This window comes from Amycolatopsis sp. MtRt-6 (assembly GCF_017308975.1).
Lineage (GTDB): Bacteria > Actinomycetota > Actinomycetes > Mycobacteriales > Pseudonocardiaceae > Amycolatopsis.
In genome coordinates this window covers 52,032-76,138 of record NZ_JADWPD010000036.1, presented here as the reverse complement: position 1 = coordinate 76,138, position 24,107 = coordinate 52,032, and the positions used below count along the sequence as shown (strand labels likewise).

General features: G+C 72.1%; 28 protein-coding genes. 12 read left to right on the top strand and 16 right to left on the bottom strand.

Annotated elements, in window-relative coordinates; translation table 11 throughout:
- Position 1: 1 nt before the first annotated feature.
- Genes I4Q55_RS41145 through I4Q55_RS41135 form a run of 3 tightly spaced genes read left to right on the top strand, consistent with a single transcriptional unit; the run spans position 2 to position 2,378 of the window.
- On the top strand, positions 2 to 478 hold the full coding sequence (locus tag I4Q55_RS41145; protein ID WP_206789852.1) for a radical SAM protein: 477 nt from the start codon (positions 2 to 4) through the stop codon (positions 476 to 478).
- A gap of 53 nt (positions 479 to 531) precedes the next feature.
- Positions 532 to 1,074: a GNAT family N-acetyltransferase gene (locus tag I4Q55_RS41140; RefSeq protein ID WP_206789853.1), complete on the top strand. Its 543-nt coding sequence runs from the start codon at positions 532 to 534 to the stop codon at positions 1,072 to 1,074.
- The gene (locus tag I4Q55_RS41135) at positions 1,071 to 2,378 is read left to right on the top strand and encodes an MFS transporter (protein ID WP_206789856.1); all 1,308 of its coding nucleotides are present in this window, start codon (positions 1,071 to 1,073) and stop codon (positions 2,376 to 2,378) included. Before I4Q55_RS41140 ends, I4Q55_RS41135 begins: the two co-directional genes overlap by 4 nt.
- Here the strand turns inward: I4Q55_RS41135 and I4Q55_RS41130 are convergent.
- Positions 2,336 to 3,556, bottom strand: a complete 1,221-nt coding sequence (locus I4Q55_RS41130) for an SGNH/GDSL hydrolase family protein (protein WP_206789858.1) — start codon at positions 3,554 to 3,556, stop codon at positions 2,336 to 2,338. The genes I4Q55_RS41135 and I4Q55_RS41130 overlap by 43 nt on opposite strands.
- A gap of 372 nt (positions 3,557 to 3,928) precedes the next feature.
- The gene (locus I4Q55_RS41125; protein WP_206789859.1) at positions 3,929 to 4,195 is read right to left on the bottom strand and encodes a hypothetical protein; all 267 of its coding nucleotides are present in this window, start codon (positions 4,193 to 4,195) and stop codon (positions 3,929 to 3,931) included.
- Positions 4,196 to 4,433: 238 nt separating this feature from the next.
- On the opposite strand from I4Q55_RS41125, the gene I4Q55_RS41120 reads away from it, so the two are divergent.
- A complete protein-coding gene (locus I4Q55_RS41120) occupies positions 4,434 to 6,785 on the top strand; it encodes an alpha-L-fucosidase (protein ID WP_206789861.1) in 2,352 nt (783 codons plus the stop codon).
- 47 nt (positions 6,786 to 6,832) lie between these two features.
- On the opposite strand, the gene I4Q55_RS41115 is transcribed toward I4Q55_RS41120, so the two are convergent.
- Together I4Q55_RS41115 and I4Q55_RS41110 are read right to left on the bottom strand one after the other, a co-directional pair.
- A complete protein-coding gene (locus tag I4Q55_RS41115; RefSeq protein ID WP_206789864.1) occupies positions 6,833 to 8,326 on the bottom strand; it encodes a glycosyltransferase family 39 protein in 1,494 nt (497 codons plus the stop codon).
- 40 nt (positions 8,327 to 8,366) lie between these two features.
- Complete coding sequence (locus I4Q55_RS41110; RefSeq protein ID WP_206789866.1) at positions 8,367 to 9,695, bottom strand: diaminopimelate decarboxylase; 1,329 nt, start codon at positions 9,693 to 9,695, stop codon at positions 8,367 to 8,369.
- 82 nt (positions 9,696 to 9,777) lie between these two features.
- Between I4Q55_RS41110 and I4Q55_RS41105 the strand changes: the two genes are divergently transcribed.
- A complete protein-coding gene (locus I4Q55_RS41105) occupies positions 9,778 to 10,662 on the top strand; it encodes a LysR family transcriptional regulator (RefSeq protein WP_206789867.1) in 885 nt (294 codons plus the stop codon).
- A gap of 124 nt (positions 10,663 to 10,786) precedes the next feature.
- On the opposite strand, the gene I4Q55_RS41100 is transcribed toward I4Q55_RS41105, so the two are convergent.
- Both I4Q55_RS41100 and I4Q55_RS41095 read right to left on the bottom strand, forming a co-directional pair.
- Entirely contained in the window at positions 10,787 to 11,341 is a 555-nt protein-coding gene (locus I4Q55_RS41100) for a hypothetical protein (RefSeq protein WP_206789868.1), read from the bottom strand.
- 24 nt (positions 11,342 to 11,365) lie between these two features.
- Positions 11,366 to 12,655 carry an NAD(P)/FAD-dependent oxidoreductase gene (locus I4Q55_RS41095; RefSeq protein WP_206789869.1) on the bottom strand — a complete coding sequence of 430 codons (1,290 nt, stop codon included), beginning with the start codon at positions 12,653 to 12,655 and terminating at the stop codon, positions 11,366 to 11,368.
- Positions 12,656 to 12,827: 172 nt separating this feature from the next.
- On the opposite strand from I4Q55_RS41095, the gene I4Q55_RS51135 reads away from it, so the two are divergent.
- Positions 12,828 to 13,382: an STAS domain-containing protein gene (locus I4Q55_RS51135; protein WP_374194535.1), complete on the top strand. Its 555-nt coding sequence runs from the start codon at positions 12,828 to 12,830 to the stop codon at positions 13,380 to 13,382.
- Here the strand turns inward: I4Q55_RS51135 and I4Q55_RS41085 are convergent.
- Genes I4Q55_RS41085 through I4Q55_RS41075 form a run of 3 tightly spaced genes read right to left on the bottom strand, consistent with a single transcriptional unit; the run spans position 13,309 to position 14,287 of the window.
- Positions 13,309 to 13,575 (bottom strand): DUF4235 domain-containing protein, encoded by a 267-nt coding sequence (locus I4Q55_RS41085; RefSeq protein WP_206789871.1) that lies wholly within the window; start codon positions 13,573 to 13,575, stop codon positions 13,309 to 13,311. The two genes, I4Q55_RS51135 and I4Q55_RS41085, sit on opposite strands and share 74 nt — an antisense overlap.
- A complete protein-coding gene (locus I4Q55_RS41080) occupies positions 13,572 to 13,877 on the bottom strand; it encodes a DUF3618 domain-containing protein (protein WP_206789872.1) in 306 nt (101 codons plus the stop codon). Before I4Q55_RS41080 ends, I4Q55_RS41085 begins: the two co-directional genes overlap by 4 nt.
- Positions 13,874 to 14,287 carry a phage holin family protein gene (locus I4Q55_RS41075; protein ID WP_206789874.1) on the bottom strand — a complete coding sequence of 138 codons (414 nt, stop codon included), beginning with the start codon at positions 14,285 to 14,287 and terminating at the stop codon, positions 13,874 to 13,876. Before I4Q55_RS41075 ends, I4Q55_RS41080 begins: the two co-directional genes overlap by 4 nt.
- Positions 14,288 to 14,423: 136 nt before the next feature.
- Here I4Q55_RS41075 and I4Q55_RS41070 point away from each other — a divergent pair, with 136 nt between their 5' ends.
- The 3 genes from I4Q55_RS41070 (at position 14,424) to I4Q55_RS41060 (ending at position 16,374) form a co-directional block, all read left to right on the top strand.
- Positions 14,424 to 14,885, top strand: a complete 462-nt coding sequence (locus I4Q55_RS41070; RefSeq protein WP_206789875.1) for an SRPBCC family protein — start codon at positions 14,424 to 14,426, stop codon at positions 14,883 to 14,885.
- Positions 14,886 to 14,983: 98 nt separating this feature from the next.
- Positions 14,984 to 15,823, top strand: coding sequence for an aldo/keto reductase (locus I4Q55_RS41065; protein ID WP_206789876.1), 840 nt, complete (start codon positions 14,984 to 14,986; stop codon positions 15,821 to 15,823).
- Positions 15,824 to 15,909: 86 nt separating this feature from the next.
- Positions 15,910 to 16,374, top strand: coding sequence for a hypothetical protein (locus I4Q55_RS41060; protein WP_206789877.1), 465 nt, complete (start codon positions 15,910 to 15,912; stop codon positions 16,372 to 16,374).
- 49 nt (positions 16,375 to 16,423) lie between these two features.
- On the opposite strand, the gene I4Q55_RS41055 is transcribed toward I4Q55_RS41060, so the two are convergent.
- Positions 16,424 to 17,224, bottom strand: a complete 801-nt coding sequence (locus I4Q55_RS41055; RefSeq protein WP_206789878.1) for a GAF and ANTAR domain-containing protein — start codon at positions 17,222 to 17,224, stop codon at positions 16,424 to 16,426.
- Between the two features lie 41 nt (positions 17,225 to 17,265).
- Entirely contained in the window at positions 17,266 to 17,787 is a 522-nt protein-coding gene (locus tag I4Q55_RS41050) for a hemerythrin domain-containing protein (protein WP_206789879.1), read from the bottom strand.
- A gap of 125 nt (positions 17,788 to 17,912) precedes the next feature.
- On the opposite strand from I4Q55_RS41050, the gene I4Q55_RS41045 reads away from it, so the two are divergent.
- On the top strand, positions 17,913 to 19,421 hold the full coding sequence (locus I4Q55_RS41045) for a CYTH and CHAD domain-containing protein (protein ID WP_206789880.1): 1,509 nt from the start codon (positions 17,913 to 17,915) through the stop codon (positions 19,419 to 19,421).
- A 267-nt stretch (positions 19,422 to 19,688) separates the two neighbouring features.
- On the opposite strand, the gene I4Q55_RS41040 is transcribed toward I4Q55_RS41045, so the two are convergent.
- The 3 genes from I4Q55_RS41040 to I4Q55_RS41030 form a co-directional block, all read right to left on the bottom strand.
- Positions 19,689 to 20,480: a SigB/SigF/SigG family RNA polymerase sigma factor gene (locus I4Q55_RS41040; RefSeq protein WP_206789881.1), complete on the bottom strand. Its 792-nt coding sequence runs from the start codon at positions 20,478 to 20,480 to the stop codon at positions 19,689 to 19,691.
- Positions 20,477 to 20,926, bottom strand: a complete 450-nt coding sequence (locus I4Q55_RS41035) for an ATP-binding protein (RefSeq protein WP_091310939.1) — start codon at positions 20,924 to 20,926, stop codon at positions 20,477 to 20,479. The genes I4Q55_RS41040 and I4Q55_RS41035 overlap by 4 nt, the downstream gene beginning before the upstream one ends.
- A 62-nt stretch (positions 20,927 to 20,988) precedes the next feature.
- Positions 20,989 to 21,318, bottom strand: coding sequence for a plasmid stabilization protein (locus I4Q55_RS41030; RefSeq protein ID WP_206789883.1), 330 nt, complete (start codon positions 21,316 to 21,318; stop codon positions 20,989 to 20,991).
- A 125-nt stretch (positions 21,319 to 21,443) separates the two neighbouring features.
- Here I4Q55_RS41030 and I4Q55_RS41025 point away from each other — a divergent pair, with 125 nt between their 5' ends.
- Positions 21,444 to 22,409, top strand: a complete 966-nt coding sequence (locus I4Q55_RS41025) for a TIGR03557 family F420-dependent LLM class oxidoreductase (protein WP_206789884.1) — start codon at positions 21,444 to 21,446, stop codon at positions 22,407 to 22,409.
- Here I4Q55_RS41025 and I4Q55_RS41020 read toward each other — a convergent pair.
- Positions 22,406 to 22,771: an STAS domain-containing protein gene (locus tag I4Q55_RS41020; protein ID WP_206789886.1), complete on the bottom strand. Its 366-nt coding sequence runs from the start codon at positions 22,769 to 22,771 to the stop codon at positions 22,406 to 22,408. The genes I4Q55_RS41025 and I4Q55_RS41020 overlap by 4 nt on opposite strands.
- 294 nt (positions 22,772 to 23,065) lie before the next feature.
- Here I4Q55_RS41020 and I4Q55_RS41015 point away from each other — a divergent pair, with 294 nt between their 5' ends.
- Positions 23,066 to 23,794, top strand: a complete 729-nt coding sequence (locus I4Q55_RS41015; protein WP_206789888.1) for an ANTAR domain-containing response regulator — start codon at positions 23,066 to 23,068, stop codon at positions 23,792 to 23,794.
- 93 nt (positions 23,795 to 23,887) lie between these two features.
- Here the strand turns inward: I4Q55_RS41015 and I4Q55_RS41010 are convergent, their stop codons facing one another.
- Complete coding sequence (locus I4Q55_RS41010; protein ID WP_206789889.1) at positions 23,888 to 24,100, bottom strand: hypothetical protein; 213 nt, start codon at positions 24,098 to 24,100, stop codon at positions 23,888 to 23,890.
- Positions 24,101 to 24,107 lie beyond the last annotated feature (7 nt).

The window sequence follows — 24,107 nt, the reverse complement described above, 5'->3', positions numbered from 1 at the left end:
CATGAGCTACGCGTTGGTCTTCCGCGCGATGTCGGCGGACGAGTTCCGGGCGCGGGTGGCCGCCGACCCGGTGGTGGCAGCCTTCCGCGACGCGGGCGGGGGCGAACCGACACCGGAGGTGGCGGACGCCGTCGCCCGCACCGCGCTCGCGATGGGCGAAGAGGTGGGCCGGACCGGCCACTCCTCTTCCGGCGGCGACTGGTTCCGCGAGGAGCTGTTCGACGGCGTGCTCGCCGGGCTGCTGGGCGCGGACGTGGCCGACCACCTGCTCGCACGCACCCTCGAGGGGATCGTCTGGAACGACTACCCGATGGTCGGGTTCGTGCTCGCCGGCGAACTGGCCGAAGCCCTCGCGAAAGCGGGCGACGACCGGCCCGGCGACCTGGACGAGGACGACGCCGAAGTGATCGACGACGTGCTCGCCGCCCTGCGCAAGGTCGCCGAGTCCGGGCAGGACGTGGTCACCGTCTACTCCTGAGCAGTCCTTTCGGGGTCTCGACAGCGGGCGTCCGGGCGGGCGACACTGGGCCGATGACCGGCCTGATCACCGGAAGCCGTGTCCGGCTGCGGCCTGCCGCCGCCCCGGACGCCGCCCGGTTCGAGGAGATCCTGTCGCACCCCGAAGTCGCCCGCTGGTGGGCCGACGCCGAGGAGCCGGTGGCCGCCCAGGTGTCCTATCTGCTGGACCCCGACGAAGGCACCACGACCTACGCCATCGAGCACGACGACACCGTCGTCGGCATCGAACTCGCCTTCGAGGAGGCCGACCCGCAGTACCGCCACGCCGGGATCGACATCGCCGTGCACCCGGACTTCCAGGGGCGGGGCCTCGGCTCGGACGCCATTCGCACACTGGCCGAGCACCTGTTCACGGTGCGCGGGCACCACCGGCTGGTGATCGACCCCGCGGCCGGCAACGAGGCGGCGATCCGGCTCTACCGGTCGCTGGGCTTCCGCCCGGTCGGCACGATGCGGTCCTACGAGCGCGGTCCGGACGGCAGCTGGCACGACGGGCTGCTGATGGACCTGCTCGTGGACGACCTGGTCCCGGCAGCCGCACTAGCCGGCTCGTGAGCGGCCGCGCGGTCGCGGCCCGGCCCTTGCGGCGGGTTGCTGTGGCGAGCGCGGTGGGGACCACCATCGAGTGGTACGACTACTTCATCTACAGCACGGCGACGGCGCTGGTGTTCAACAAGGTGTTCTTCACGACGCTGTCGCCCGCCTCCGGGACCCTCGCCGCCTTCGCGACGCTCGGGGTCGGGTTCCTGGCGCGCCCGGTCGGCGGCATCCTCTGGGGCCACTTCGGCGACCGCGTCGGCCGCAAGGCGATGCTGGTGCTGTCGCTGCTGCTGATGGGCTTCGCGACCGTCGGCGTCGGGCTGCTGCCGACGTACTCCGCGATCGGGGTCTGGGCGCCCATCCTGCTGCTGGTCCTGCGGTTGCTGCAGGGGCTGAGCGCGGGCGGCGAGTGGGGCGGCGCGGCGCTGATGGCGGTCGAGCACGCGCCCGAGGACCGCCGCGGCCGGTACGGCGCGTTCTCGCAGATCGGCGTCCCGGCCGGATTGATCCTGGCGCAGCTGGTGTTCTTCGTCCTCGGCCGCGCGCTGACCGAGGCGCAGTTCGCCTCCTGGGGCTGGCGGGTGCCGTTCCTGGCGAGCATCGTGCTCGTCGGCGTCGGGCTGGTGATCCGGCTGCGGATCGAGGAGAGCCCGGTGTTCACGCGGTTGCGGGAAGCGGAGGAGCGCAGCAGCCGTCCGATGGTCGAAGTGCTGCGCGAGCGGCCGCGGGCGCTGCTGGTGGCGTCCGGCAGCTTCATCGCCAACACCGCGATCGGCTACATCTTCCTGGCGTACCTGCTGTCCTACGGCACGTCGGTGCTGAAGATCCCGCGCACCACGCTGCTGGTCGTCGTGATCGTGGGCAGCGTGACGTGGCTGGTGAGCATCCTCGGCGCGGCGGCCTGGTCCGACCACGTGGGGCGAAAACCCGTGTACCTGGCCGGATCGGTGCTCCTGGTCCTCTGGCCGATCCCGTTCTTCCTGCTCGTCGACACCAAGGCGACGGCGTGGCTGCTCGTGGCGGTGATCGTGCTCAACATCGGCCTCGGCGCCACCTACGGGCCGCAGTCGGCGTTGTTCGCGGAACTGTTCGAGCCGCGCTACCGCTACAGCGGCGCTTCGTTCTCCTACGCCGTGGGCGCGGTGCTGGGCGGGGGCTTCGCGCCGTTGATCGCGACGGCGTTGCAGACCGCCACCGGCACTTCGCTTTCGGTGTCGCTCTACCTGGTGGCGGTCGCGGTGCTGAGCCTGGTCGCGGTCCTGTTCATCCCCCGCGGTCACAGCCGGTCGAGCCGGACGGCGGCGGCCATCCGCTCGTAGCCGGCGTCGCCGGGGTGGAGGTGGTCGCCGGAGTCGTAGGCCGGGAGCATCCGGAGCGGGTCGGCCGGATCGCGGATCGCCGCGTCGAAGTCGACGACGCCGTCGAAGACCCCGCCGGTGCGGATGAAGCTGTTCACCGCCTGGCGGGTCGCTTCGAGGGTGTCGTCGTAGACCCGCCAGCCCTTGAACGGTGTCAGCGTGCCGCCGAGGACCCGGATGCCGCGCGCGTGCGCCTGCGCCACCAGCTGGCGGTACGCCGACGTGATCGCGGCCGGGTCGGTCTGGTGCGGCGTCTGCTGGATGTCGTTGATGCCTTCCAGCACGATGATCGTCCGCACGCCGCCGACGCTCAGCACGTCGCGGTCGAAGCGGGAAAGCGCGTTCTGGCCGGCGCCGGAACCGGGCACGTCGAGCAGCAGCCGGTTGGCGCTGATGCCGGCGTTGAGCACGCCGAAGCGGCCGTGCAGCCGGTCGGCGAGGTAGTCGGGCCAGCGGCGGTTGGCGCCGGAGGTCGAGCCGACGCCGTCGGTGATCGAGTCGCCGAGTGTCACGATCGAGGCTTCCGCGCCGCCTTGGACGTCGACGCCGGAGACGTAGTGCCACACCGACGTCTGCTCGGTGTAGGGGGCGCCGGACTCGCTGGCGGCGAAGTCGCCGGTGCGGGTGAAGTACGACGTCTGCGCCGCGGCCGGGTGGTGGGTCACCGGCCCGGACTTCGAAGGCACGTACGTCGTCACGAGCAGGTTCGTGCCGGCGGGGATCCGCAGGTTCACGGGATCGCTCAGGGCCTCGGCGCCGGCGGGCACGACGACGCTCGGGGCGCCGCCGAAGGTCAGGGACCGCAGGGTGCCCGGCACGGCGTCCGGTCCGGTGCCCTGGACCGCGATGGTGACGTGCCCGAAGTTCAGGGGAGAAGCCCCGAAGGCGTTCGACAGGTGGACGCGGGCGCGGCCGCCGCCGGCGCTGGTGTGGACGACGTTGCGGATCGAGTAGCCCGGGTAACCGTCCGGCGTGTTCGGGACGGCGGACGCGGGCGCGGCGGCCCACGTGCCGACCCAGCCGCCGACCGCGTGCTGCGCGGGTGCCGGGAGAGCGCTTTCCGGGTTCGCGCTCCCGGGCGTGGTGAGAAGACCGATGCCCGCCAGGACGGCCGCGCTCACGGCCACGAAACGTCGCATGATCCCACCGTCGCGCGTGGGTCCACGGGGTGGCGACCGCTGATCAGGTGAGGCACCGGACAAGATCCGCGACAGCTGGGGGCGGGCCCGTCCGGGATTCTGGGGATGCCGGACGGGCCCGCGCGAGGTGGCCGTTGCCGCGACGGCCGCTCGCCGGGGTACCCGGTCCCGATCGGGCGGAGGCTGGCCCGGATCGTTGCGTCGTGGTGAACCCCGGAGGGCGTGTGCGAGACGCCCTCACCCAAAGCACGGCCGCCGGTGCGGAGTGGTTCAGCGCAGTTTCGGGGGTTTCTCGCCCGACGCGGGCCGAACGCCGTGAAGGCCACCTCCCGGGGGGCGGGAAGTGGCCTTCACGGCTGTCGAGCGGGAGGCTCAGGCTGCGGCGATGGGAAATCCGGTCAGGGCGCGGTGGCCGGCGTCGGTCAGTTCGGCGGGCGCCCACTGGCCGGGCGCGACGAGCCGGGTGGCTCTGATCAGCCCGGCGTGGGCGAGGTCGTGGGCGGTGTTCTGGTCGCAGCACGACAACCCGTCGACGCGGAGATCGGGTTCGCAGCTGCAGCGGAGCTCGGCACGGCCTTCGGCGACCGCCTTGAGCATGGCGATCGCGCGGCGGCTCAGCGCGTTCGGGTGGGTGGACATCGGTCTGGCCTTTCGGTGCGGCTGGGTTCGGTGCGAGTTGCTGCAGCTCGTTACCCAGTGATACGCGGCGAACACGAGCGCGGTTCACTTCGATCGGTCCGGTTGGCCCCTTGACACGGCGAGGGCCACCGAGCAAGGTCATTCATCGGATGAATCAGCTTCACTGGCGACAGTTGTGCCCTCTTGGGGATGAACTCTGCCGCCAATCCGCCGCAGTCATCCGATCCCTGGAGGTTTCGTGCCCACCTTCCCCCGCCGTCAAGCCCTCGGTATCGCGCTCGGTGGCGCCGTCGCGCTGAGCGCGGCCGGCCGGACGCCCGCCGGCGCCGCCGTGCCGGTCGGCGCCGCGGCCGACAGCCCCGGTACCCCGATCGTGCCGCCCCCGCCACCCGTCCCGGTCGCCCTCGACCCCTGGTTCTCATGCGACGGCATCGACAGCGCGTCGGCCACCGGCGGCGACTTCGACGGGTCCGGCTACACCTTCCCGGCCGAGCACCTGCCCGCCGGGCAGACCGTCACCGCCGGCGGCGTCCCGTTCGAGCTCGGGTCCGCGGCCGCCGGGGCGAAGAACAACATCGCCGCCACCGGGCAGCGGATCGACCTGCCGAAGGGCCGCTACTTCGCCGCCTACTTCCTGGTCGCCGCCAGCTACGGCGCGGCGGGCGGCCCGGCGACCGTGCACTACGCCGACGGCAGCACGAGCACCGGGTCCCTGTCCGGCCCCGACTGGTACACCGGCAGCGGCGCGCTCGTCTCGCCGTTTCGCTACGCCCCCGGCGGCGTCGTCGACGACAACCCGGTTTCCGTGGCCACCGGCCAGGTCTGGGTCGACCCGGCCCGCGAGGCCGTCGCGCTGACCCTGCCCACGACCGCGAACCCGGCGCCGAACGTCGCCAGCCTGCACGTCTTCGCGCTCACTCTCCAGCCGGTGGCCGTGGGCCGCTCGGCGCTGGTCCTGGACGGCCGGTCGACGGCCAACCTGCTGGCCGACGGCGGGCCGCAGGCCGCCGAAGCGACCATCGTCAACGCCGGGACCGTGTGGCTCGGCGCGGGCGACCGGGTGAGCGTCACCGTCGACGTCCCCGGCGGCCGGACGACCGTGCCCGCGGCCGTCCGCGCGCTGGCGCCGGGGGAGCAGGCGACCGTCCGGCTCGGCCTGGCCCCGAACGCGTCCGTGCCGCCCGGCACCACCACGAACGGCCAGATCCGCGTCACCGCCGGCCGTGGCACCTTGGCGACCCGGCAGGTGCCGATCACCCTCGGCATCCCGGACTTCCGGCCGACCGGCGCCTCGTTGTCGACGCACCGGGCGCCGTACTGGTTCACCGACGCCAAGTTCGGCATCTTCATCCACTGGGGCGTGTACGCCGTGCCCGCCTGGGCGCCGGTGGGGCAGCAGTACGCCGAGTGGTACTGGCAGAACCAGCAGGACCCGAACGGCGCCACCTACGCCTACCACCGGCAGAAGTACGGCGAGAACTTCGCCTACGACGACTTCATCCCGCTCTTCACCGCGGCGAAGTTCGACCCGCGCGGCTGGCTGAACCTGATCGCGGACGCCGGCGCGGAGTACTACGTCCTGACGTCCAAGCACCACGACGGCTTCGCGTTGTGGGACACGAAGGTCAGCGACCGCAACTCGGTCAAGCTCGGGCCGCGCCGGAACATCGTCGCCGAGCTGTTCGCGGCGTCCCGGAAGTACACCCCGCGGCTGCGCAACGGCCTGTACTTCTCGCTGCCGGAGTGGTTCAACCCGGACAACCCGTGGATGGGCCACGCGCCGCGCAACCCCTACACCGGCGCGCCGCTGCCCTACACCGGCTACACCGCGGGGAAGGACTTCGTCCGCGACTACCAGGCGCCGCAGGTCCTGGAACTGATTTCGGAGTTCGACCCGGACGTCCTGTGGTTCGACATCGGCGGGGTCAACGACAGCCGGACCGTGCTCACCGAGTACTTCAACCGCGCGAAGAACCGCAAGCGCCCCAAGGACGTCACCTACAACGACCGCGGCGGCATCCCGGACCACGACTTCACGACGCCGGAGTACACGACCTACCCGAACACCGTGGTGGCGAAGTGGGAGGCGAGCCGCGGCCTCGACCCGTTCTCCTACGGCTACAACCGCGCGACCCCCGACGACCGCTACATGACGGCGGAGGAGGTCGTCCGCACGCTCGTCGACATCGTCTCGAAGAACGGCAACTTCCTGCTCGACATCGGCCCGGACCTCGACGGCACGATCCCGGACGTCATGCAGCGGCACCTGCGGGACGCGGGCGCGTGGCTGAAGGTCAACGGCGAGGCGATCTACGACACGACGTACTGGTCGCGGCTGGCCCAGCTCGGCGACCTGCGGTTCACGGTCAAGCAGAACGAGGCGTTCTACGTGCATTCGCTGACCGCGCCGGGCAGCCGCCTGGTGGTCGACGCGCCGGTGCCGATCCGCAGCGGTGACCGGGTGACGCTGCTCGGGTACCGCGGGACCCTGCACTGGACGGTGGAGAACGGCTCGCTGGTGATCGACGTCCCGGCGGCGGCCCGGCAGGCCGGCCGCTACACCTGGGTGTTCAAGATCGCCTGGAGCTGAAGATCGGCGGAGGTTCGCCACCATGGGCCGAGGGAATCGCCAACCGCTCAGTAGTACTGCCGGAGCTGCGGCCACGCCACGGACCACGGCCGCGTCAGCGTGCACAGCGACAGCGTGACGCCTTCCTCTTCGTTGTCGACGCCCGCGGCGTTGTGGTGCTTCGCGACCGCGCGGCACCCGGTGATCAGGTCTGCCGCGGGCGAGCCGTGCTCGATCCGCCCGATGAGCAGCACCGGGCCGACCAGCCGGTCCGGGGGCGGCCCCCAGTCCGCGTACGACATGTGCGGCGAGTACGGCTGCGGCAGCCCGTGCTCGGGCCCGTAGCGTTCGAGCGCCCCGGCCTCGCCGTAGTTGCCGGCGAGGATCACCGCGGTGTCGCGCTCGGCGTCCGGGATCCGCCGCCAGGCACCCGCGACGCTGCCGGCGAAGTCCGGCCAGCCGACCTGCTCGCCGGGCTCCTTGTTCATCGCCAGCAGCGGGCCGTTCAGCGCCGTCGCCGGCACCACCGGGAGTCCGATGAGGACGGACACCACCACGCACACCGCGGCGGCCGCGCCGGTGAGGGCCCGCCGGAGCGTCCGGCCCCGGCCGAGCCACCGCAGCACCGGTTCCGCGCCCAGTGCCACCAGTGGCAGCAGCAGGGGCACGGCGTAGTACGGCTTCCCGCCGACGATCAGGAGCTCGACGCAGACGACCGGGTAGGCGATCGTCAGCGGGCGGGCCCACCGCAGGCCGGGTTCGCGCCACGGCCGCACGAGCCCGGCAATCCACACCGGCACCAGCACCGGCGAGAGGAGGACCAGCTGCATCGGCACGAACAGCAGCCGGTTCCCGGCGCCGTCGTCCTCGCTGATCCCGCCGGCCACGGTGAGCATCGGCCAGCCGTGCGACGCCTGCCAGAGCAGCACGGGCGCGGCCAGGACGGCGGCGATCCCGACGCCGGCCGCGAGCCACCAGGTCCGCAGGACCCGGCGCGGTCCGGCGACGACGACCCCGATGCCGAGCCCGGACAGCAGGAGCAGGACGAGCCACTTGTTCGCGAGGCCGAGCCCGGCGACGGCGCCGACGGCCAGCCACCACCGGCCGTCGCCGGTGCGCAGCAGCCGCAGGCCGCACAGCGTGAGCGCCGACCACACCAGCACGTCCGCGGAGTTGGTCGCCAGCATGTGCGACACGACCAGGACGTAGGACGACAGCGCCGTCGCGAGCGCGGTGCACAGCTGGACACCGCGGCCGCCGCCGAACTCGCGGGCGATCAGCGTGACGACCACGACGGTCGCCATGCCCAGCAGGGTCGCGACCACCCGCAGGCCGCTCGGTGTTTCGCCGAACAACGCGGTGGCCGCGCGGGCGAGCCACGGCGTGATCGGCAGATTGTCGACGTATCCCCAATCCGGACGGCGGCCCGCGGCGACGAAGTACAACTCGTCGCGGTGGAAGCCGTAGCGGCCGGACAACGCCGTCAGCACGACGGCCTGCACCGCGACGACGATCCCCACCGGCAGCGCGGCGAACCGCGGCAGCTCCCGATCCGCCCCCATGGCAGTCTCCCCTCGGCGTGCCCGGATCGTACGCCGGTGGTCACGCCTCCGGGAGCGCTCCGAGGAATTCGCCGCCCGCGTCGGCGACCAGCTCGGCGAGGGTCTGCGCGCGGCGGAGCGGCGTGAACTCGACGTCACCGTTCGGCGACACGGTGAACCCGTGCACCGCCGGACGCGGCAGCGTGTTGTAGGCGTAGTGCGCGCCGAAGTAGTACGCGCCGGTGTCGTGGGCGACGACGAGGTCACCCGGTTCGAGCAGCGGCAGCGGCCGTTCCCGGGCGAGCAGATCGCCCGCGAAGCACAGCGGACCGGCGATGTCCTGCGGTACTTCGGGTCCGGTCTTCGGCGTGCCGGCCGCGTCGAACGCGCCGACCCGCAGCGGCCAGTGCGCCGGCTGGAGCACCGTGCGCGCCGCCACCTGGCCGCCCGCGTGCGTCACGGCGATGTGCCGCCCACCCGCGATCTTCGTGTATTCCACCGTGCTGACGAGGAAGCCGCTCTTCGCGAGCAAGGACCGGCCGAACTCGGTGACGAACGTGTACTGCCCGCCGGCCAGCGCCGGGACCCGGTTCAGCAGTGTCGTGACGTAGCCGGCGTAGGTCGGGCCCGGCTCGTCGGAGGTGAAGTCCACCGGCAGCCCGCCACCGAGGTCGAGGCTGGTCACCTGCCGGTACCCGGCTTCGGCGTTGATCTCCTCGGCGAGTTCGTGCACCGCGGCGACGCCGTCGGCCATCAGCTCCGGCGGGCAGCCCTGCGAGCCGACGTGGACGTGCAGCCGCGTCAGCCACGGCCGGCGTCGGAACGCCTCGCGCAACAGTGCGCGGTTTCCGTTGTCCGTCAAGGGAATGCCGAACTTGGACGCCGCGGTGGCCGTGCTCGTGTCGCCGATCCGCCCCGCGCCGACCTGCGGGTTGATCCGCAGGCCCAGCACCGACCGCGGCGGCGTCGCGCCGGTCAGCGCGTCGAGCCGGGCGAGTTCCTGGAAGTTGTCGGCGTTGATCGCCGTGCCCTCGGCCAGCGCGTGGGCGAGCTCGGCGGTCGTCTTGGCGGGGGAGTCGAGCACGAGCCGCGGGCCGCGCAGGCCGGCGGCTTCGGCGACCGCCGTCTCGCCCGGGCTCGCGACTTCGGCGTCGATCCCGAGTTCGCCGAGGAACCGCAGCAGCGGCGCGAGACCGCACGCCTTGGCGGCGACCGTGTGCTGGACGCGCCCGAGCGGCGCGAACGCCGTGGTCAGGTCTTCGACGGCTTCCCGGACGGCGGCCAGGTCGACGAACCCGGCCAGCGGGCCGGCGAGCCCCCGGTCCGCCGCGGCGGCGAGGGCGAGCAGCTTGCGGTCGGTGCGGGTCAGGGGTGCGCTGGTCGTGGTCACGGGACACAGGACAGCAGCGGGCAGGCCGGGGCGTCCAAGACTTCGTCCCGATGAAACCATAGGATAGCCCTATAATCGCTGGGTGGACCTGCGCCGATGGCACTACTTCGCCGTGCTCGCCGAGGAGATGCACTTCACGAAGGCGGCCGCTCGGCTGTTCGTGTCCCAGCCGTCGCTGAGCCAGCAGATCCGCGCCTTCGAAGCGGACCTCGGGGTGGCGCTGCTCGACCGCACGGGCCCGCGGTTCGCGCTGACCGACGCCGGCCGGGTGGCCGCGGTGGAGGCCCGCGACCTGCTCGACCGGCTGGAGCGAGCCCGCGGCGCGGTGGCGGCGGCGGGCCGGGGCGACGCGGGGCGGCTGCGGATCGCGTACACGCGGTCGGCGCCAGGCCCGTTGGCAGGCGACCTGGTCGCGGCGTACCGCGACCGGCACCCGGACGTCGAGCTGGCCTTGGAGACGGGCTGGACGAGCCTGAACCTGGCCCGCCTGACGGCGGGCGAAATCGACATCGGCTTCGTCCGGCCCCCGGTGACGGCCGCGGGCATCGAGGTCGCGGTGATCGGCTCGGAGGAGGTCCTGCTGGCCCTGCCGTCGAGCCACCCGCTGGCCCGCCACCGCGGCCGCCTGCGGAGGGCGGCGATCGCCGCGGAGCCGGTGGTGTTCTGGCCCCGCGAGAACGGCCCCGGCCAGTACGACGCGATCAGCGCCCAGGTCTGGCCAGGCGGGCTGCCGCCGATCGTCCGCGAGGAACCGGAGGACGAGCAGTTGATGCGCGCGGTGGCGGAGGGAGCGGGCGTGGCGGCGGTCCCGGAGCACCGGGCCCGAGCCCTGCGGCGACGGGGCGTGGTGTTGCGGAGGTTGGAGGATCCGGCGCCGAGGATCGATCTGGGGTTGGCCTGGCGGGCGGGTGCGGTGTCCGCGGTGGTGCGGGGGTTCGTGGAGCTGGCTGGGGGCCGGGGCGGTTAGTTTGCCGGGCGGTGGCCGGGTGGGCTGTGTGGGGCTGGCGGGGCGCAGGTGGGTAGGCGGGGTTGGGTGGGTTGAGCCGGGTCGAGCTGGGCGGGGCCCAGCAAGACCCGGCCAGGCCGGGCCGCTAATCCGCCCCGAGCGCCGCGCGCACCGCCGTCACCACCTCCGGGTGGCCCAGCGGCAGCGGCGGCGGCACCCGGTCCTCCAGGCTCTCGCTGCTCGACGCCACCACTCGTACCTCCGTGCCCGCCCCGCGCAGCTTGGCCACCACGTCGTCGTGTTCGGCCAGCCAGGCGTCGTTGGCCGCTGCCGCGTCGGCTGCCGACAGGAAGGCGTCCGAGGCCGGGTCGACGAGCAGCAGGTGCGTTGCCGCGCCCGGGTGGCGCTCGACGAGCTGCAGGGCCTCCGCCGCGAACGGGCCGCTCGCCACCACCGCTATCTCGGGGTCGCCCGGGCCCGCGTCGCCGAGGAGGTCGTCGGCTTCGGTCAGGGCTCCGCCCGCCGGGACCCGGCACCAGAACACCGCCCGCTTGCGGGCCAGCGGCCGCCAGGTCGCGGGCAGCTCGTCGTGCTTCCCGGCGCCGGCCGGGTCGAGCACGATCACCTTGGGGCCCGACGGGTCTCCGGCAGTCACCACCGAAGGGCCTTCGGAGCGGACGGGTTCGGGTTCGGCGGGCATGCGCGTTCCTTTCACCAAAAGACTTCAGCGACGGGGGAGTTCCGGGCTGTCCGTGTCGAGCGGCACGGCCCCGGACCGGACGAGTCCCAATTGGACGGTCTGGCGGCCGGTCAGCGCCTCCAGGGCCCAGTCGGCGGCCGTGCGCACGCGGTTGCCCGGCATCGCCATGAGGTGGTAGCCGCGCGTCACGGCCTTCGCCGGCCGCCCGGACAGCGGGATGTGCAACGGGTTCGCCGCCGCCGCACCGGCGCCGAGGTCGACGACGAAGCCGAGGTCGTGGTGCCGGTAGGTCCCCGGGCGGCCGTAGCCCAGCGACGCCGCCACGTTGCGCCCGGCGAGCCTGCCCTGCCGCTCGGCGTGCTGCGCGGTCATCGCGGTGTACTGGCCGGGGCGGGTGAGGTCGGGCACCGCGGCCGCGTCGCCGCAGGCGAACACGTCGTCGCGGCCCGGCACGTTCAGCTGCTCGGTCACCACGAGCCTGCCCTTCGCCGTCTCGAGCCCGAGGTCGGCCACCAGCGGGTCCGGCCGCACGCCCACGCACCACACCAGGGTGCGGGTGGGGACGCTGTCCCCGTTCGTCAGCGTGACGCCCTTGGCGTCGGCGTGGTCCACCGACGTCTTCATGAGCACTTCGACCCCGCGGGCGCGCAGCACCTCGTCGGCGGTGCGGCCCAGCCGCTTGTCCAGCTCGGGCAGCACCCGCTCGGCGACGTCCAGCAGCAGCCAGCGGATCCGCTGCCCTGCCAGCTCGGGGTGGCGCGCGGCGAGCGCCGCGGTGAACGCGGGGCCCTGGGCGGCGACCTCGGTGCCGGTGTAGCCCGCGCCGACCACCACGAACGTGCAGCGGGCGTCGCGCTCGGCGGGATCTTCGGCCGCGGCGGCCAGCTCGATCTGCCGCGTGATGTGGTCGCGCAGGTACAGCGCTTCCGGCACGCCGCGGAACCCGTGCGCGTACTCCGGCACGCCCGGGATCGGCAACAGCTTGTTGACGCTGCCCGCGGCCAGTACCAGCCGGTCGTACCCGATCCGGTGTTCGTTGTCCTCGGGGTCGGTGTAGGTGACGTGGCGGGCGTCGAAGTCCACGCCGGTGGCCACGCCGAGCACGAGCCGGACCCCGCGCAGCGTCTCGGGGATCGAAACCGCGACCCGCCGCGGGTCCAGGATCCCGGCCGCCACTTCGGGCAGCAACGGCAGGTAGAGGAAGTAATCGGTTGGGTTCAGCACCACGACTTCAACGTCTTCGCCGGCTTCCTTTCGGAGGCTTTTCGCCGCGTGGTAACCGGCGAAACCGCCGCCGACGATCACGACACGCATGGATCTCCTTCCGGGGCGCCGATTTCCGTCCCGAACGGATTACCCGAGGTCGGGGCCGGGAAACCCGCGGGGTTGACCTCGCGGCTCAGGGGCGTACGGTCAGGGGTGTTGGCTGTTGTTCAGACACGTGCTCCGGTCAGCGCCCCTGCAACGCTGGAACAAAGGGAGCGCCATGTACGACTGTTTCCGCACGATCTACGAACCGTCCGGCCTGACCGTCACCACGACCGAACGTCCGGGCGGGATCACCGTCCTCACCCTGGTGGGCGACATCGACGCCGCCACGATCGGCACGCTCGACGAAGCCCTCGCCACCGGGCCGCGGCTGGTCGCCGACCTCACCCGGGTGGCGTTCCTGAGCTGCGCCGGCGTCCGGTCGCTGCTGCAGGCGCACGACCGCGCCGAGCTCGCCGTCGTGCTCGGCGGCCACGCTGTCACCCGATCGCTGGAAGCCACCGGTGCCGACCTGGTGCTGAAGATCCACCCCGGCGTCGGCGCCGCGCTCGCCGGCCTCGCCCCCGAGCCCGGCCGGGGGGGGGGGCCCCCGGCCCCGGGCCCCCCCCCCGCCCGCCCCCGTGGTCACCCGGGAGGCGTGACCGCTTCCGCGGGCACGCCTCCCGGCCGTCCACTGTGGACACCAGGAAGCCGGGCACTCAGTCGTCGCCCGGCCAGTCGCCGGTGGCCTTGCGGTAGCCGACCGCGCCGGCCCGCTCGGTGGCGGCCTTGACGGCACCGAAGATCGCCCCCTGCACCGCCGCCGCGACGACCACCTGCCGCCAGGTGTAGTCGCGGTCGGTGGCGTCGGGAGCGTCGTCTTCACCGGCCACGCGCTTCCAGACCTGCTTGAAGACCTGGCCGGCGAGGATGCCGCCCAGGGCACCGACCACCCAGCTCAGCGGCTTGTAGAGCGTCTTGTTCACGAGTTCCTCCGGCGCAGGATCAGGCGGATCAGGATCAGCAGGCCCAGTACGCCGGCGAAGACCGGCACCGGGTTGGCGCGGACGGCGTCGGCGCCCTGGCGGAACCTGGCCGCGGTCGGTTCGTTCGTCACGTCGGCGACCTTCGCGGTCGCCTGGTCGAGCTTGTCGTCGACGTTCTCCTTGACCCTGGCCTTGACGTCGAGCTTCTGCCCGAGCGCTGCCAGGGTCTCGGTGAGTTCTTCCCGGGTGGTGTCCCGGTCGAGCCGCGCCTCCTCGGCGTTCTTCGGGAAGTCCCCGCTCATGTCCGCACTCCCTGCTTCACGGTGTCCACGTCTTCGCGGACGCCGCTGATGGCCTCTTCGGGTACCGGTGGCACCCCTTGCGACACTTCCTTCTTGCCGACCAGCGCCGCGATCCCGGCGACGGCGAACAGCGCGACCGCGACGATCACCGCCGCCAGCCAGCCGGGCACGACGAGCGCGAGCGCCAGCACGGCGGCCGCGACCAGCGTGCCGGCGCCGAGGAACGCGAACAGGCCCGCCGCGCCGAACAACCCGGCGCCGAGGCCCATCTTCTTGCCCTTGCGCTGCAGTTCGAAGACCGCGAGCCGCATCTCGTCCCGGACGAGCCGCTTGACCTCGTCGGTCAGGTCCGTCACCAGCTCGCCGACCGAACGGTCGGCCGCCGGTTTCCTGTTTGCTTCTTCGATCACCGCACACCTCCTTCGCCTGGGCGGCGGGTACCCGGGCCCGGCACGGGTCAACCGCGCCGGGTTTGACCGCCGGTGCGCCGGGTAGCCGCTTTGTGCCCTTCGATGCCGAAGACCGACCACCGACGAGGAGGAGTGCATGAGCACGATCACCGAAATCGTGGATGTGGAAGTCCCCGTCTCCACCGCGTACAACCAGTGGACGCAGTTCGAGGAGTTCCCGAAGTTCATGGAGGGCGTCGAAGAGATCCGCCAGCTGGACGCCACCCACACCCACTGGGTGACGCGGTTCGGCGGCGTGACGCGGGAATTCGACGCCACGATCACCGAGCAGCACCCCGACGAGCGGGTCGCCTGGACGTCGGACTCCGGCCCGGACCACGCCGGCGTCATCACCTTCCACCGGCTGGACGACTCACACACCCGGGTGACCGCGCAGATGGACATCGACCCGGAGGGCTTCGCCGAGAACGTCGCCGACAAGCTCGGCGTCCTCGACCGCCGGGTGAAGGGCGATCTCAAGCGGTTCAAGGAGTTCGTCGAGCAGCGCGGCCGGGAGACCGGCGGCTGGCGCGGCGACGTGGATCGCCCGGGACAGTAAGCTCGCGAGTCACCCGTTCGGGGTGAGTTGTCGCGGCGGGGCGGGTGATCTCGTCCCGCCGCGTTTCGCGTCCGGGAAACGTCGGGTAGGACGTACGCATGACGACCACCACTGCCGACGTCCCCACGCTGGAACTGAACAACGGCGTGCGCATCCCCCAGTTCGGGTTCGGCGTGTTCGACATCCCGCCCGGGGAAACCGCCCAGGCCGTGCGCACGGCCCTGGAAACGGGATACCGCCACATCGACACCGCGCAGATGTACCGCAACGAGGCCGGCGTCGCCGCCGGGATCGCGGAATCCGGCGTGGCCCGCGAAGACGTGTTCGTCACGACCAAGCTGGCGAACGACGCCCACGGGCACGACAACGCGATCACCGCGCTCGAAGGCAGCCTGCGCCGGTTCGGCTTCGACTACGTCGACCTCTACCTGATCCACTGGCCGTTGCCGGCCAAGGACAACTACGTCCGGACGTGGCAGGGGTTCGAGGAGATCCTCCGGGCCGGGAAGGCCCGCGCCATCGGCGTGTCGAACTTCCAGCCCGCCCACCTCGACCGGCTCGCCGAAGAGACTTCGACCGTGCCGGCGGTCAACCAGATCGAGCTGCACCCGGCGTTGCAGCAGGCGCGGCTGCGCGAGTACCACCGGGCGCACGGCATCGCCACCCAGGCGTGGAGCCCGCTGGCCCGCGCCGACGTCCTCGGCGACCCGGTGCTCACCGGCCTGGCGGAAAAGCACGGGCGGACGGCCGCGCAGGTGGTGCTGCGCTGGCACATCCAGCTCGGGAACATCGTCTTCCCGAAGTCCGCTTCGCCCGACCGGATCCGGCAGAACATCGACGTGTTCGGCTTCGCGCTCGACGACGAGGACATGGCGGCGATCGGCAGGCTCGACGAAGGCCGCCGCACCGGAGGGGATCCGGACACCTTCGCGGGGTGACGGTGTTCACCGCGTGACCGCGGCGTTTCCCTGCGCGACCTGCCGGGTATTCCTCCGGCAAGGTCCCCCAGGAAGGAGCGTCCGGCATGACCACGAACGCGTACCTGTCGTTCCTCGCGATCGGCGTTGCGCTGGTCCTGATAGACGGGCAGATCATCTACCGCAGCGGCCGCCGGTACCTGGAGAACTCCTACGGCGACCCGGCGGCGGGCGCGTCGATGACCCGCCTGGTCACGGTGCTGTTCCACCTCGCGACGCTGGGTGTGCTCGCCCTGATCTCGACCATCGAAATGGGCAGCAGCGACCTGCCCGGCGTCGTCGGCCGGATCGGCGTGCTGCTGCTGATCCTCGCCCTGGCCCACGCGATCACCCTCGGCGTCCTGGCCCGCATCCGCGGTGAGCAGGAAGTGGAGGCGGTCGTCCAGCGCGGCCCCCGCCCGCGAGCGGAGGCGGAGCAGGGTCCGACGGTCGCCCCGGTGCCGGGCCAGGACGGCCGGTACCCGACCGCCAGCCCGTCGCTGGAGAACCGGTCTCCCTATTCGGCCCAGTAAAAAGCGATCGAAGGCGCCACTTTCCCGGGAAGGTGGCGCCTTCGGCGTGTCAGCCTTCGGAAGCCGGCAGATCCACCTCGGTGTGCCGCGAGGCCAGCGTCCTGGCCAGGTCGGCGAGCTTGACGTTCAGGTCCTGCGACGCGCGGCGCAGCACGTCGAAGGCCTCGTCGGCGCTGATGCCGCGGCGCTGCATCAGGATGCCCTTCGCCTGACCGATGACGTCGCGGCTGTCGACCGCGCGGCGCAGGTGCGCCGACTCCAGCTCCGCGGAGGCCACGGCCTGGGTGTGGGCGAGGGCCAGCGACGCGTGCGTCGCCAGCAGCAGCGCGAGGTCGATCGCCCGCGCGTCGAACGCGCCGGGCGTGCGCGAATAGATGTTGAGCGCGCCGGAAAGCCGGGGCGGGCGGGCGTCCGGCAGCAGGGCCGTGGCCAGCACCGAGTGGTAGCCGTGGCGGGCGGCGGCCGGGCCGAACACCGGCCAGCGCGGGTCCCGGCCCAGGTCCTGCGACCAGGCGACGGCCGGGCCGTCCGGGCGGGCCGATTCGACGCACGGGCCTTCGCGGTGGTCGTACTGCACCTGGTCCAGCCGCTCGGCGACCGCGTCCGTTTCGACCGGGGTGTGGAACGCGCCGTCGGCGTCCCGCAGGGTGACGCTGACCAGGTCGGCGCCCGGCACGAGCGCGGTCGCGGCGCCGACGACGAGCTTGAGCACGCCGCCGACGGTCGGCGTCGCGTCGAGCAGGGTTCGCGTGAGATCGGCGAACTGCCCCGCCAGCAGCCCCGGCGCCGGTTCACCGTCCTGCCCGAACCCGGCCCGTTCCCGGGCCCACTCCTCTTCGCCGACGCTCATGGATCCTCGCTGTCCTTCGGTATGGGTGGCCAGCCTCCCATTCAACCCGATGCCGGGGTCCGCAGCGCGGCACGGGCCCGGTCGACGAATCCCGGTCCCGGCCACAGCTGATCGGCCTGCGGCATGCGGTCGGCGAGATCCGGGTGGGGAAGCGTCGGCGCGGCATCGCGGCTCTCGACGACGGCTCTGCCCAGTTCGGCCTGCCGCTCGGCGGAACAGGTACGCCGGATCTCGCGCACGACCGCGGGCCCTTCCTCGCGGACGTGCCGCCGGATGGCGCGGATCAGCCCGCCCAGCAGGCGCTCGAACCGCGGCTCCTGCGGTCCCGCGCCTTCGAGCTGCCGCATCAGGCCGTCGGCTTCGGCGAGATCGCCGTCGCCGTCGAGGAAGGGCTCTTCGGCGACGGCGTGCCGGACCAGCTCCGCGATCAGGTGGTCGGCGAGGTCCTTGCGGTTCTCCGGACTGCCTTGGCCGAGCTCGAGCTCGGTGCAGAGCCGGTCGAGCTCGCGGTGGTCGCCGGCGAGGATGGTCGTCAGATCGGTTGCGGGCTGGTTGCCGTTCATGCACTCTCCTGGTCCGGGCTCGGGTTGGCAGAACCGGATACCCGCTGCTCCGGCACCGAATCCCGTGTCGGCCGGACGCCGTGCGGGTATCCCTGCGGTGAACCCGGCCCCAGAGAGGACGAACCATGGCAGCGCCGTCCGCGGTGACCGAGCGCGAACGCAAGTACGAGATCGTCGCGGGCAGCGGCGTGCCCCGCCTGATCGGCGTCGGCGGCGTCGAAACCCAGGACGACCCGGTCGAGCACGTCCTCGACGCGTCCTACTACGACACGGAGACGTTCCGGCTGGCCCGCGGCGGCATCACGCTGCGGCGGCGCGTCGGTGGGCCCGACGCGGGCTGGCACCTGAAGCTGCCGGTGTCGGCCGACGAGCGCCAGGAGCTGCAGCTCCCGCTGGGCGGCGACCCGAACAAGGTGCCGGGCCGGCTGCGGCGGCTCGTGCAGGCGTACACGCTGGGGGAGAAGCTGGTGCCGATCGCGCGCTTGCGGACCGTTCGGTTCGCCCATCGGCTGGCCGGTGCCGATGGCGGGACCATCGCGATCTTGACCGACGATCACGTGACGGGCGAGGTCGGCGGTGAGACCGTGCGGCTCGACTCGTGGCGCGAGCTGGAACTCGAGCTGGATCCGTCGGCCGATCCCGGGTTGCTCGGGGAGTTCGACCGGGCGCTGGTCGCGGCCGGCGCTTCGGCGTCGCCTTGGCCGTCCAAGCTGCGGCGGCTTGTCGGTGACCGGGTGCCGGCGGCGGCGCGGCTGGGGAAGAAGCCGTCCGCGGGGGATGTCGTGGTGGCCGCTTTGCGGGAGCAGTACGGCCGGTTGCGCCGGGCGGACGTCGGGGTTCGGCTGGACGTCGACGATTCGGTGCACCAGATGCGTGTTGCCATCCGGAAGCTGCGGAGCACGCTGCGGACGTTCGGGGCTCTGGTCGAGGCGGGGCCGGTCGCGGGCGAGCTGCGGTGGCTGGGGCGTCAGCTGTCGCCGGCTCGGGATACCGAGGTCGTCGAGGCGCGGCTGCGGGCGCAGCTTGACGATGTGCCTTCGGAGCTGGTTTTCGGCCCGTTGCGGCAGTTTCTTACCCGGTACTTCGCGCGGGAGGCGGAGGAAGGGCGGGCTCGGGCTTTGACTGCGTTGACTTCCAAGCGGTATCTCGGGGTCCTGCGTGCGCTGGATGCTTTGGTGGAGGAGCCGGTGTTGACCGCTGCCGCGCGTAAGCCGGCGAAGACCGGGCTGCGTAAGCCGGTGCGGAAAGCCGCTTCGAAGCTGAGCCGTGCCGAAGCTGCGGCGCGGGGGTTGGTTGGTGAAGAGCTTGAGAGGGCGCTGCACGATGTGCGGAAGAAGGCGAAGCGGGCTCGGTATGCCGCCGATGTCGTGAAGCCTGTTTATGGGAAGAAGCTGCGGGCGTGGCGGAAGAACGTGAAGGCTGTTCAGGGGACGCTGGGGGAGCATCAGGACACTGTTGTGGGGCGGGGTGTGCTGCGGCAGCTTGCTGTTGCCGGGCATGGTGAGGGGCAGAACACCTTCACGTTCGGAATGCTCCATGCGCGGGATGCCGGGCGGGCTGGGGAGTTGCGGGAGCGGTTTCTGGGGGAGTGGCGGCGCGTGCGGAAGGGAGAACGGCCTGGTTGGCTGGGGTGAGCTGGGCTTCTGCCGGTCTGCTTCTGCCGGGGTTTTCCCGCCGGCCCGAACGCCGGATTGTTCAGCGGCCGGCAGACCGCGTCAAGGCGGGAAAGCGTGCCTTGACCCGGCCTGCCGGCCGCTGATGCGGCTGCGTATCGGGTCGGCAGGGGGGTGTGGCCGGAGGTGCGCCCCAATGTGGCCTTCGGTGCGTTGGACGCACCCAATGTGGCCTTCGGTGCGTTGGACGCACCAAATGCCGCCTTCGGGCGGTCGGGTCGTGCGTTCCTAGCCCTCGCCCGTCAGCTTTCCGCGTAGCTGCTCCAGCGTCTGGGACAGCAGGCGGGAGACGTGCATCTGGGAAATGCCGATCCGATCCGCGATCTGAGTCTGCGTCAAGCCCCCGAAGAACCGCATCACCAAAATCGCCCGCTCGCGCTTCGGGAGCTCCTGCAGCAATGGCTGGAGGGCCTCGTGGTTCTCCACCATCGCCATCTCGTGGTCCGGTTCCCCCATGGTGTCCGCCAGTGACAGCGCTTCCGCGTCGTCGTGCACCGGCTTGTCCACCGATAGTGCCTGGTACGCGTTGCCCGCCAAGAGACCTTCGCGGACTTCGTCCACGTCGAGGTTCAGGTGCTCGGCCAGCTCTGTCGGCGTGGGGGCGCGGCCCAGGCGCTGGGACAGCACCGCTGAGCCCTGGCTCAGCGACAAGTGCAGCTCCTTGAGCCGGCGGGGGACGCGCACCGACCAGCCGGTGTCGCGGAAGTGCCTGCGGACCTCGCCCATGATCGTCGGGACCGCGAAAGACAGGAAGTCGTGGCCGCGGGTGGGGTCGAAGCGGTCCACGGCGTTGATCAAGCCGATCCGGGCCACCTGGACCAGATCCTCGCGAGGCTCGCCGCGGCCGGAAAACCGGGTGGCGATGTGCTCGGCCAGCGGGAGGAGCTCGGTGACCAGCTTGCTCCGGACGACTTCGCGCCGCGGGTCGCCGTCGTCGAGTGTGCCCAGCTCCTCGAACAGCGGCTCGCAGTGGGCATATTCGTCCGGGCGGTGGAGGAGGGTTTTTCGCTCGCCGCTCACGCGCTCGTTCCCGGGTTGAGCACCAGCTCGATCGTGACGATGCCCGCACCTCCACCGGGCAGCACGTCGCAGTGGGCCGTCACGGACCGGCTCAGGGTCGTCAGGACATGCCAGCCGAACGTGCGGTCGCTCGGGGGCCTCGGGTCGGTCGAGCGGGTCGAAACGATCACGTGCAGGCCGTCGGGGGCCAGGCGGAAGCGGCACTGCAGCTGGGAGCCGAGCTCGGCCAGCTGGACGAGCTGGGCGCACGCCTCGTCGACCGCCATCTTGGCGTCGGCGATCGCGTCCAGCCCGAAGTCCGCGCGCGAGACCACGCCGTGCGTGAGCATCCGGACCAGCGGGATCTGCTCCGCCATGGCGGGGAGCCGCAGCTCGACGAGTTCGTCGAGCAGCTCGTCGACGGTCGGCTTGCCGCCGAACGAGCTGTCGCTTCGAGTTTCTTCCATGCGGGAGGTACTACCCATCCGGTGTAATGCTGACACTTCGTGATCAGGGGTTTCGGGTATGGTCACCGGCCCAGCGCCCGTTCGAGTTCCTTCTTGGTCATCTTCGAGCGGCCGTCGATGTTCTTCTTCTTCGCTTCGTTGTAGAGCTGGTCCTTCGTCGGGCCGCCCGGGCCCTTCCGGTTGCCGGACCGCTCGCCGCCGCGCCGCTGGGGGGACTTGTCCTTGAGCGACGTCTTGCTCGCCTGGCGGGACTCACCCGACTGGGCGCGGTTCTTGTTCACCGTCCGGGCCGCGATCTCCTTGGCCCGTTTGGTGCTCGCCCCGCGGTCCTCGGCCGAGTCCTTGATGTGCTCGTACTGGCGTTCGCGCTTGCCGCTCCACGACTGAGGCATGTCCGCTCCCTTCGTCTCGTCTCGCGGGATGAGTACCCGCGTGATCGCGCCGCAAACGTCCCGGCCGGGGTGGTTACCCGCTGCTTCCCAGGGGTAAGCGGAAAGCTGACCGAGAGGAGGCGCCGATGCGGATCGGCTACACCCTGATGACCGAGCAGGCAGGCCCGGACGACCTGGTCCGGTTCGCCGCCGGCGCGGAACGGGCCGGCTTCGACTTCGAGGTCATGAGCGACCACTACTCGCCCTGGCTGGACGAACAGGGCCACGCGCCCTACGCCTGGAGCGTGCTGGGCGCGGTCACGCAGGTGACCGAGCGAGCCGAGCTGATGACCTACGTGACCTGCCCGACCATGCGCTACCACCCGGCGGTCGTGGCGCAGAAGGCGGCGACCGTGCAGGCGCTTTCGGGCGGCCGGTTCACCCTCGGCCTCGGGGCGGGCGAGAACCTCAACGAGCACGTCATCGGCCAGGGCTGGCCGCCCGCCAACGTCCGGCACGAAATGCTCGCCGAGGCCGTGCAGATCATCGGCGGCCTGTTCGACGGCGGCTACTTCGACTACGACGGCAAGCACTTCCGCGTCGACTCGGCGAAGCTGTGGGACCTGCCGGACAAGCGGACGCCGATCGGCGTCGCGGTGTCCGGTTCGCAGTCGGTCCGGCGGTTCGCCCCGGTCGCCGACGTGATGATCGCCGTCGAGCCGAAGGTGGAGCTGTCCCAGGAGTGGGACGCGACGAAGCTCGGCGGCGCGCCGAGCCGCAAGGTCGGGCAGCTGCCCGTGTCGTGGGGCACCGACCGCGACGCCGCCGTCAAGCGCGCGCACGAGCAGTTCCGCTGGTTCGCCGGCGGCTGGAAGGTCAACGCCGAGCTGCCGGGCCCGGCCGGATTCGCCGGAGCGACGCAGTTCGTCCGCGAGGAGGACGTCGCCGGCTCGATCCCGTGCGGCCCCGACATCGAGCCGATCGCCGAGGCGGTGCAGGAGTTCGAGAAGGCGGGCTTCACCGACGTGGCGCTGGTCCAGATCGGCGGTGACCAGCAGGAGGGCTTCCTCGACTTCGCCGAGAAGGAACTGCTGCCGGCGTTGCGCGGTTAGGCGGGCGCGGGGGCGGGCCGGTGTTCGGCCAGTGTGAGCCGCCGGTCCGCCCCGGTCACCTGCAGGGCCCGCCGGACCATCGGGTTCGTCCCGGTGACCACGAGCAGGTCGGTGCCGCCCGACCCGGCCTGCAGTGCCGTGTGCAGGAGCACCCGGATCCCGGCCACCCCGAGGAAGTCCACTTCGGACAGATCGACGACCAGCCGTTCGGGCGTCGCCCACAGGCGGTCGGAGAGCAGCGAGGCCAGGTCGCCGGCCGTCGCGCTGTCGAGGTCGCCGCGCGCGGTCACCAGGACCGCGTGCGGGGCGGGCCACGTCGTGCGCAGCCGCAGGCCGGGGTGCCTGGCTCGGGGAGAGGTCATACCGGTTCGCCACCGTCCTGGTGCGGCGCGGCCGCAGCGCCGCGCTCGGGGGAGTTCGAGCGGCTGCTGGTTGAACCGTGCCACCGAGACTAACCCCGCGCCTCCGGCTCGCAACCGACGTTGCTCCGAACGGGCGTGCGGCGCGCCGCGGTGGTGACCGCTCGTGCCCGGGCTGATCGGGATGCAGTAATCTCGCGCTGGACCCGTTAAAGCGCTAGCGGCCCACTAGTGGCGCGCGCCCGGGTCCTCCCTGGTTGAGAGCGCCCTGTCGGAAGAAGAAGGGGCGTCACCAGGATGACGGGCGGCGATGAGCAGCTCACCGCGCGGCTGGACGAAGTCACGCTCGCGATGGAGTCGCTGACCGCGATGCTGGACAGCGAGCTCGACCTCGGCCAGATGCTGCAGGCGGTGTGCGACCACGTCGTGCAGGTGGTGCCGGGGGCCGACATGGCCAGCATCACCCTGGTGCGCGAAGGGGTGCCGGAGACGGTGGCCAGCACCGACCAGCGGGCGGTGAACTTCGACCGCGAGCAGTACCGGATCGGGGACGGGCCGTGCCTGCGCGCCGCCGAGACGGGCCAGCCGGTCCGCGTCGGCGTCGGCGCGGTCGGGGACCTGTGGCCGCAGTTCGTCTCCTCGGCGGAGCAGCTGGGCGTGGCCAGCTTCCTCGCCGCGCCGCTGACGGTGGACGAGGACATGTCCGGCGCGGTGAACCTGTTCGGGTTCGGCGAGCACGGCTTCAGCGAGCTGGGCACCAAGATCCTCGAGCTGTACACGGCGACGGTGGTGATCGGCCTGCGTAGCGCGCGACGCTACTTCGCGGCGCGCGAGCTGGTCGACCAGCTCAACCGCGCGCTGGAGACCCGCGCGGTGATCGACCAGGCCAAGGGGATCCTGATGGCCGCGCACCGGATCACGGCGGAGGAAGCCTTCCAGCGGCTGGTGAAGCGCTCCCAGGACGGCAACCGGAAGCTCCACGAGGTGGCGGCGGAGTTCGTGGCGGCGGTGGCGACGACGGCGTGACCTGCTCGGCGTACCCGGAGGGGCGCCGGTGTACCCGGAGGGTGGCTGTCCAGGTACGCGGGACGGGTGTCGGATGCCGAGCGGCCGGCGTCGTCAGCCGGCCGGGACCTCGTCCGGGGGTGCCTCCGACTCGACCGGTGCCGGGTCCGGGCGCGGCTTGCCGCGCTGGCACGTCGTGCACACCAGGGTGCGGCCGAGCACCGTGCCGTCGTCCGCGACCACCTGGGCCACGTGCATCGTCCGGAAGCCGCAGACCTCGCACGGCAGTGAGCCGTCTTCGCGGCTGATGCGGAGCTGGGTGCCCATCCGGCCT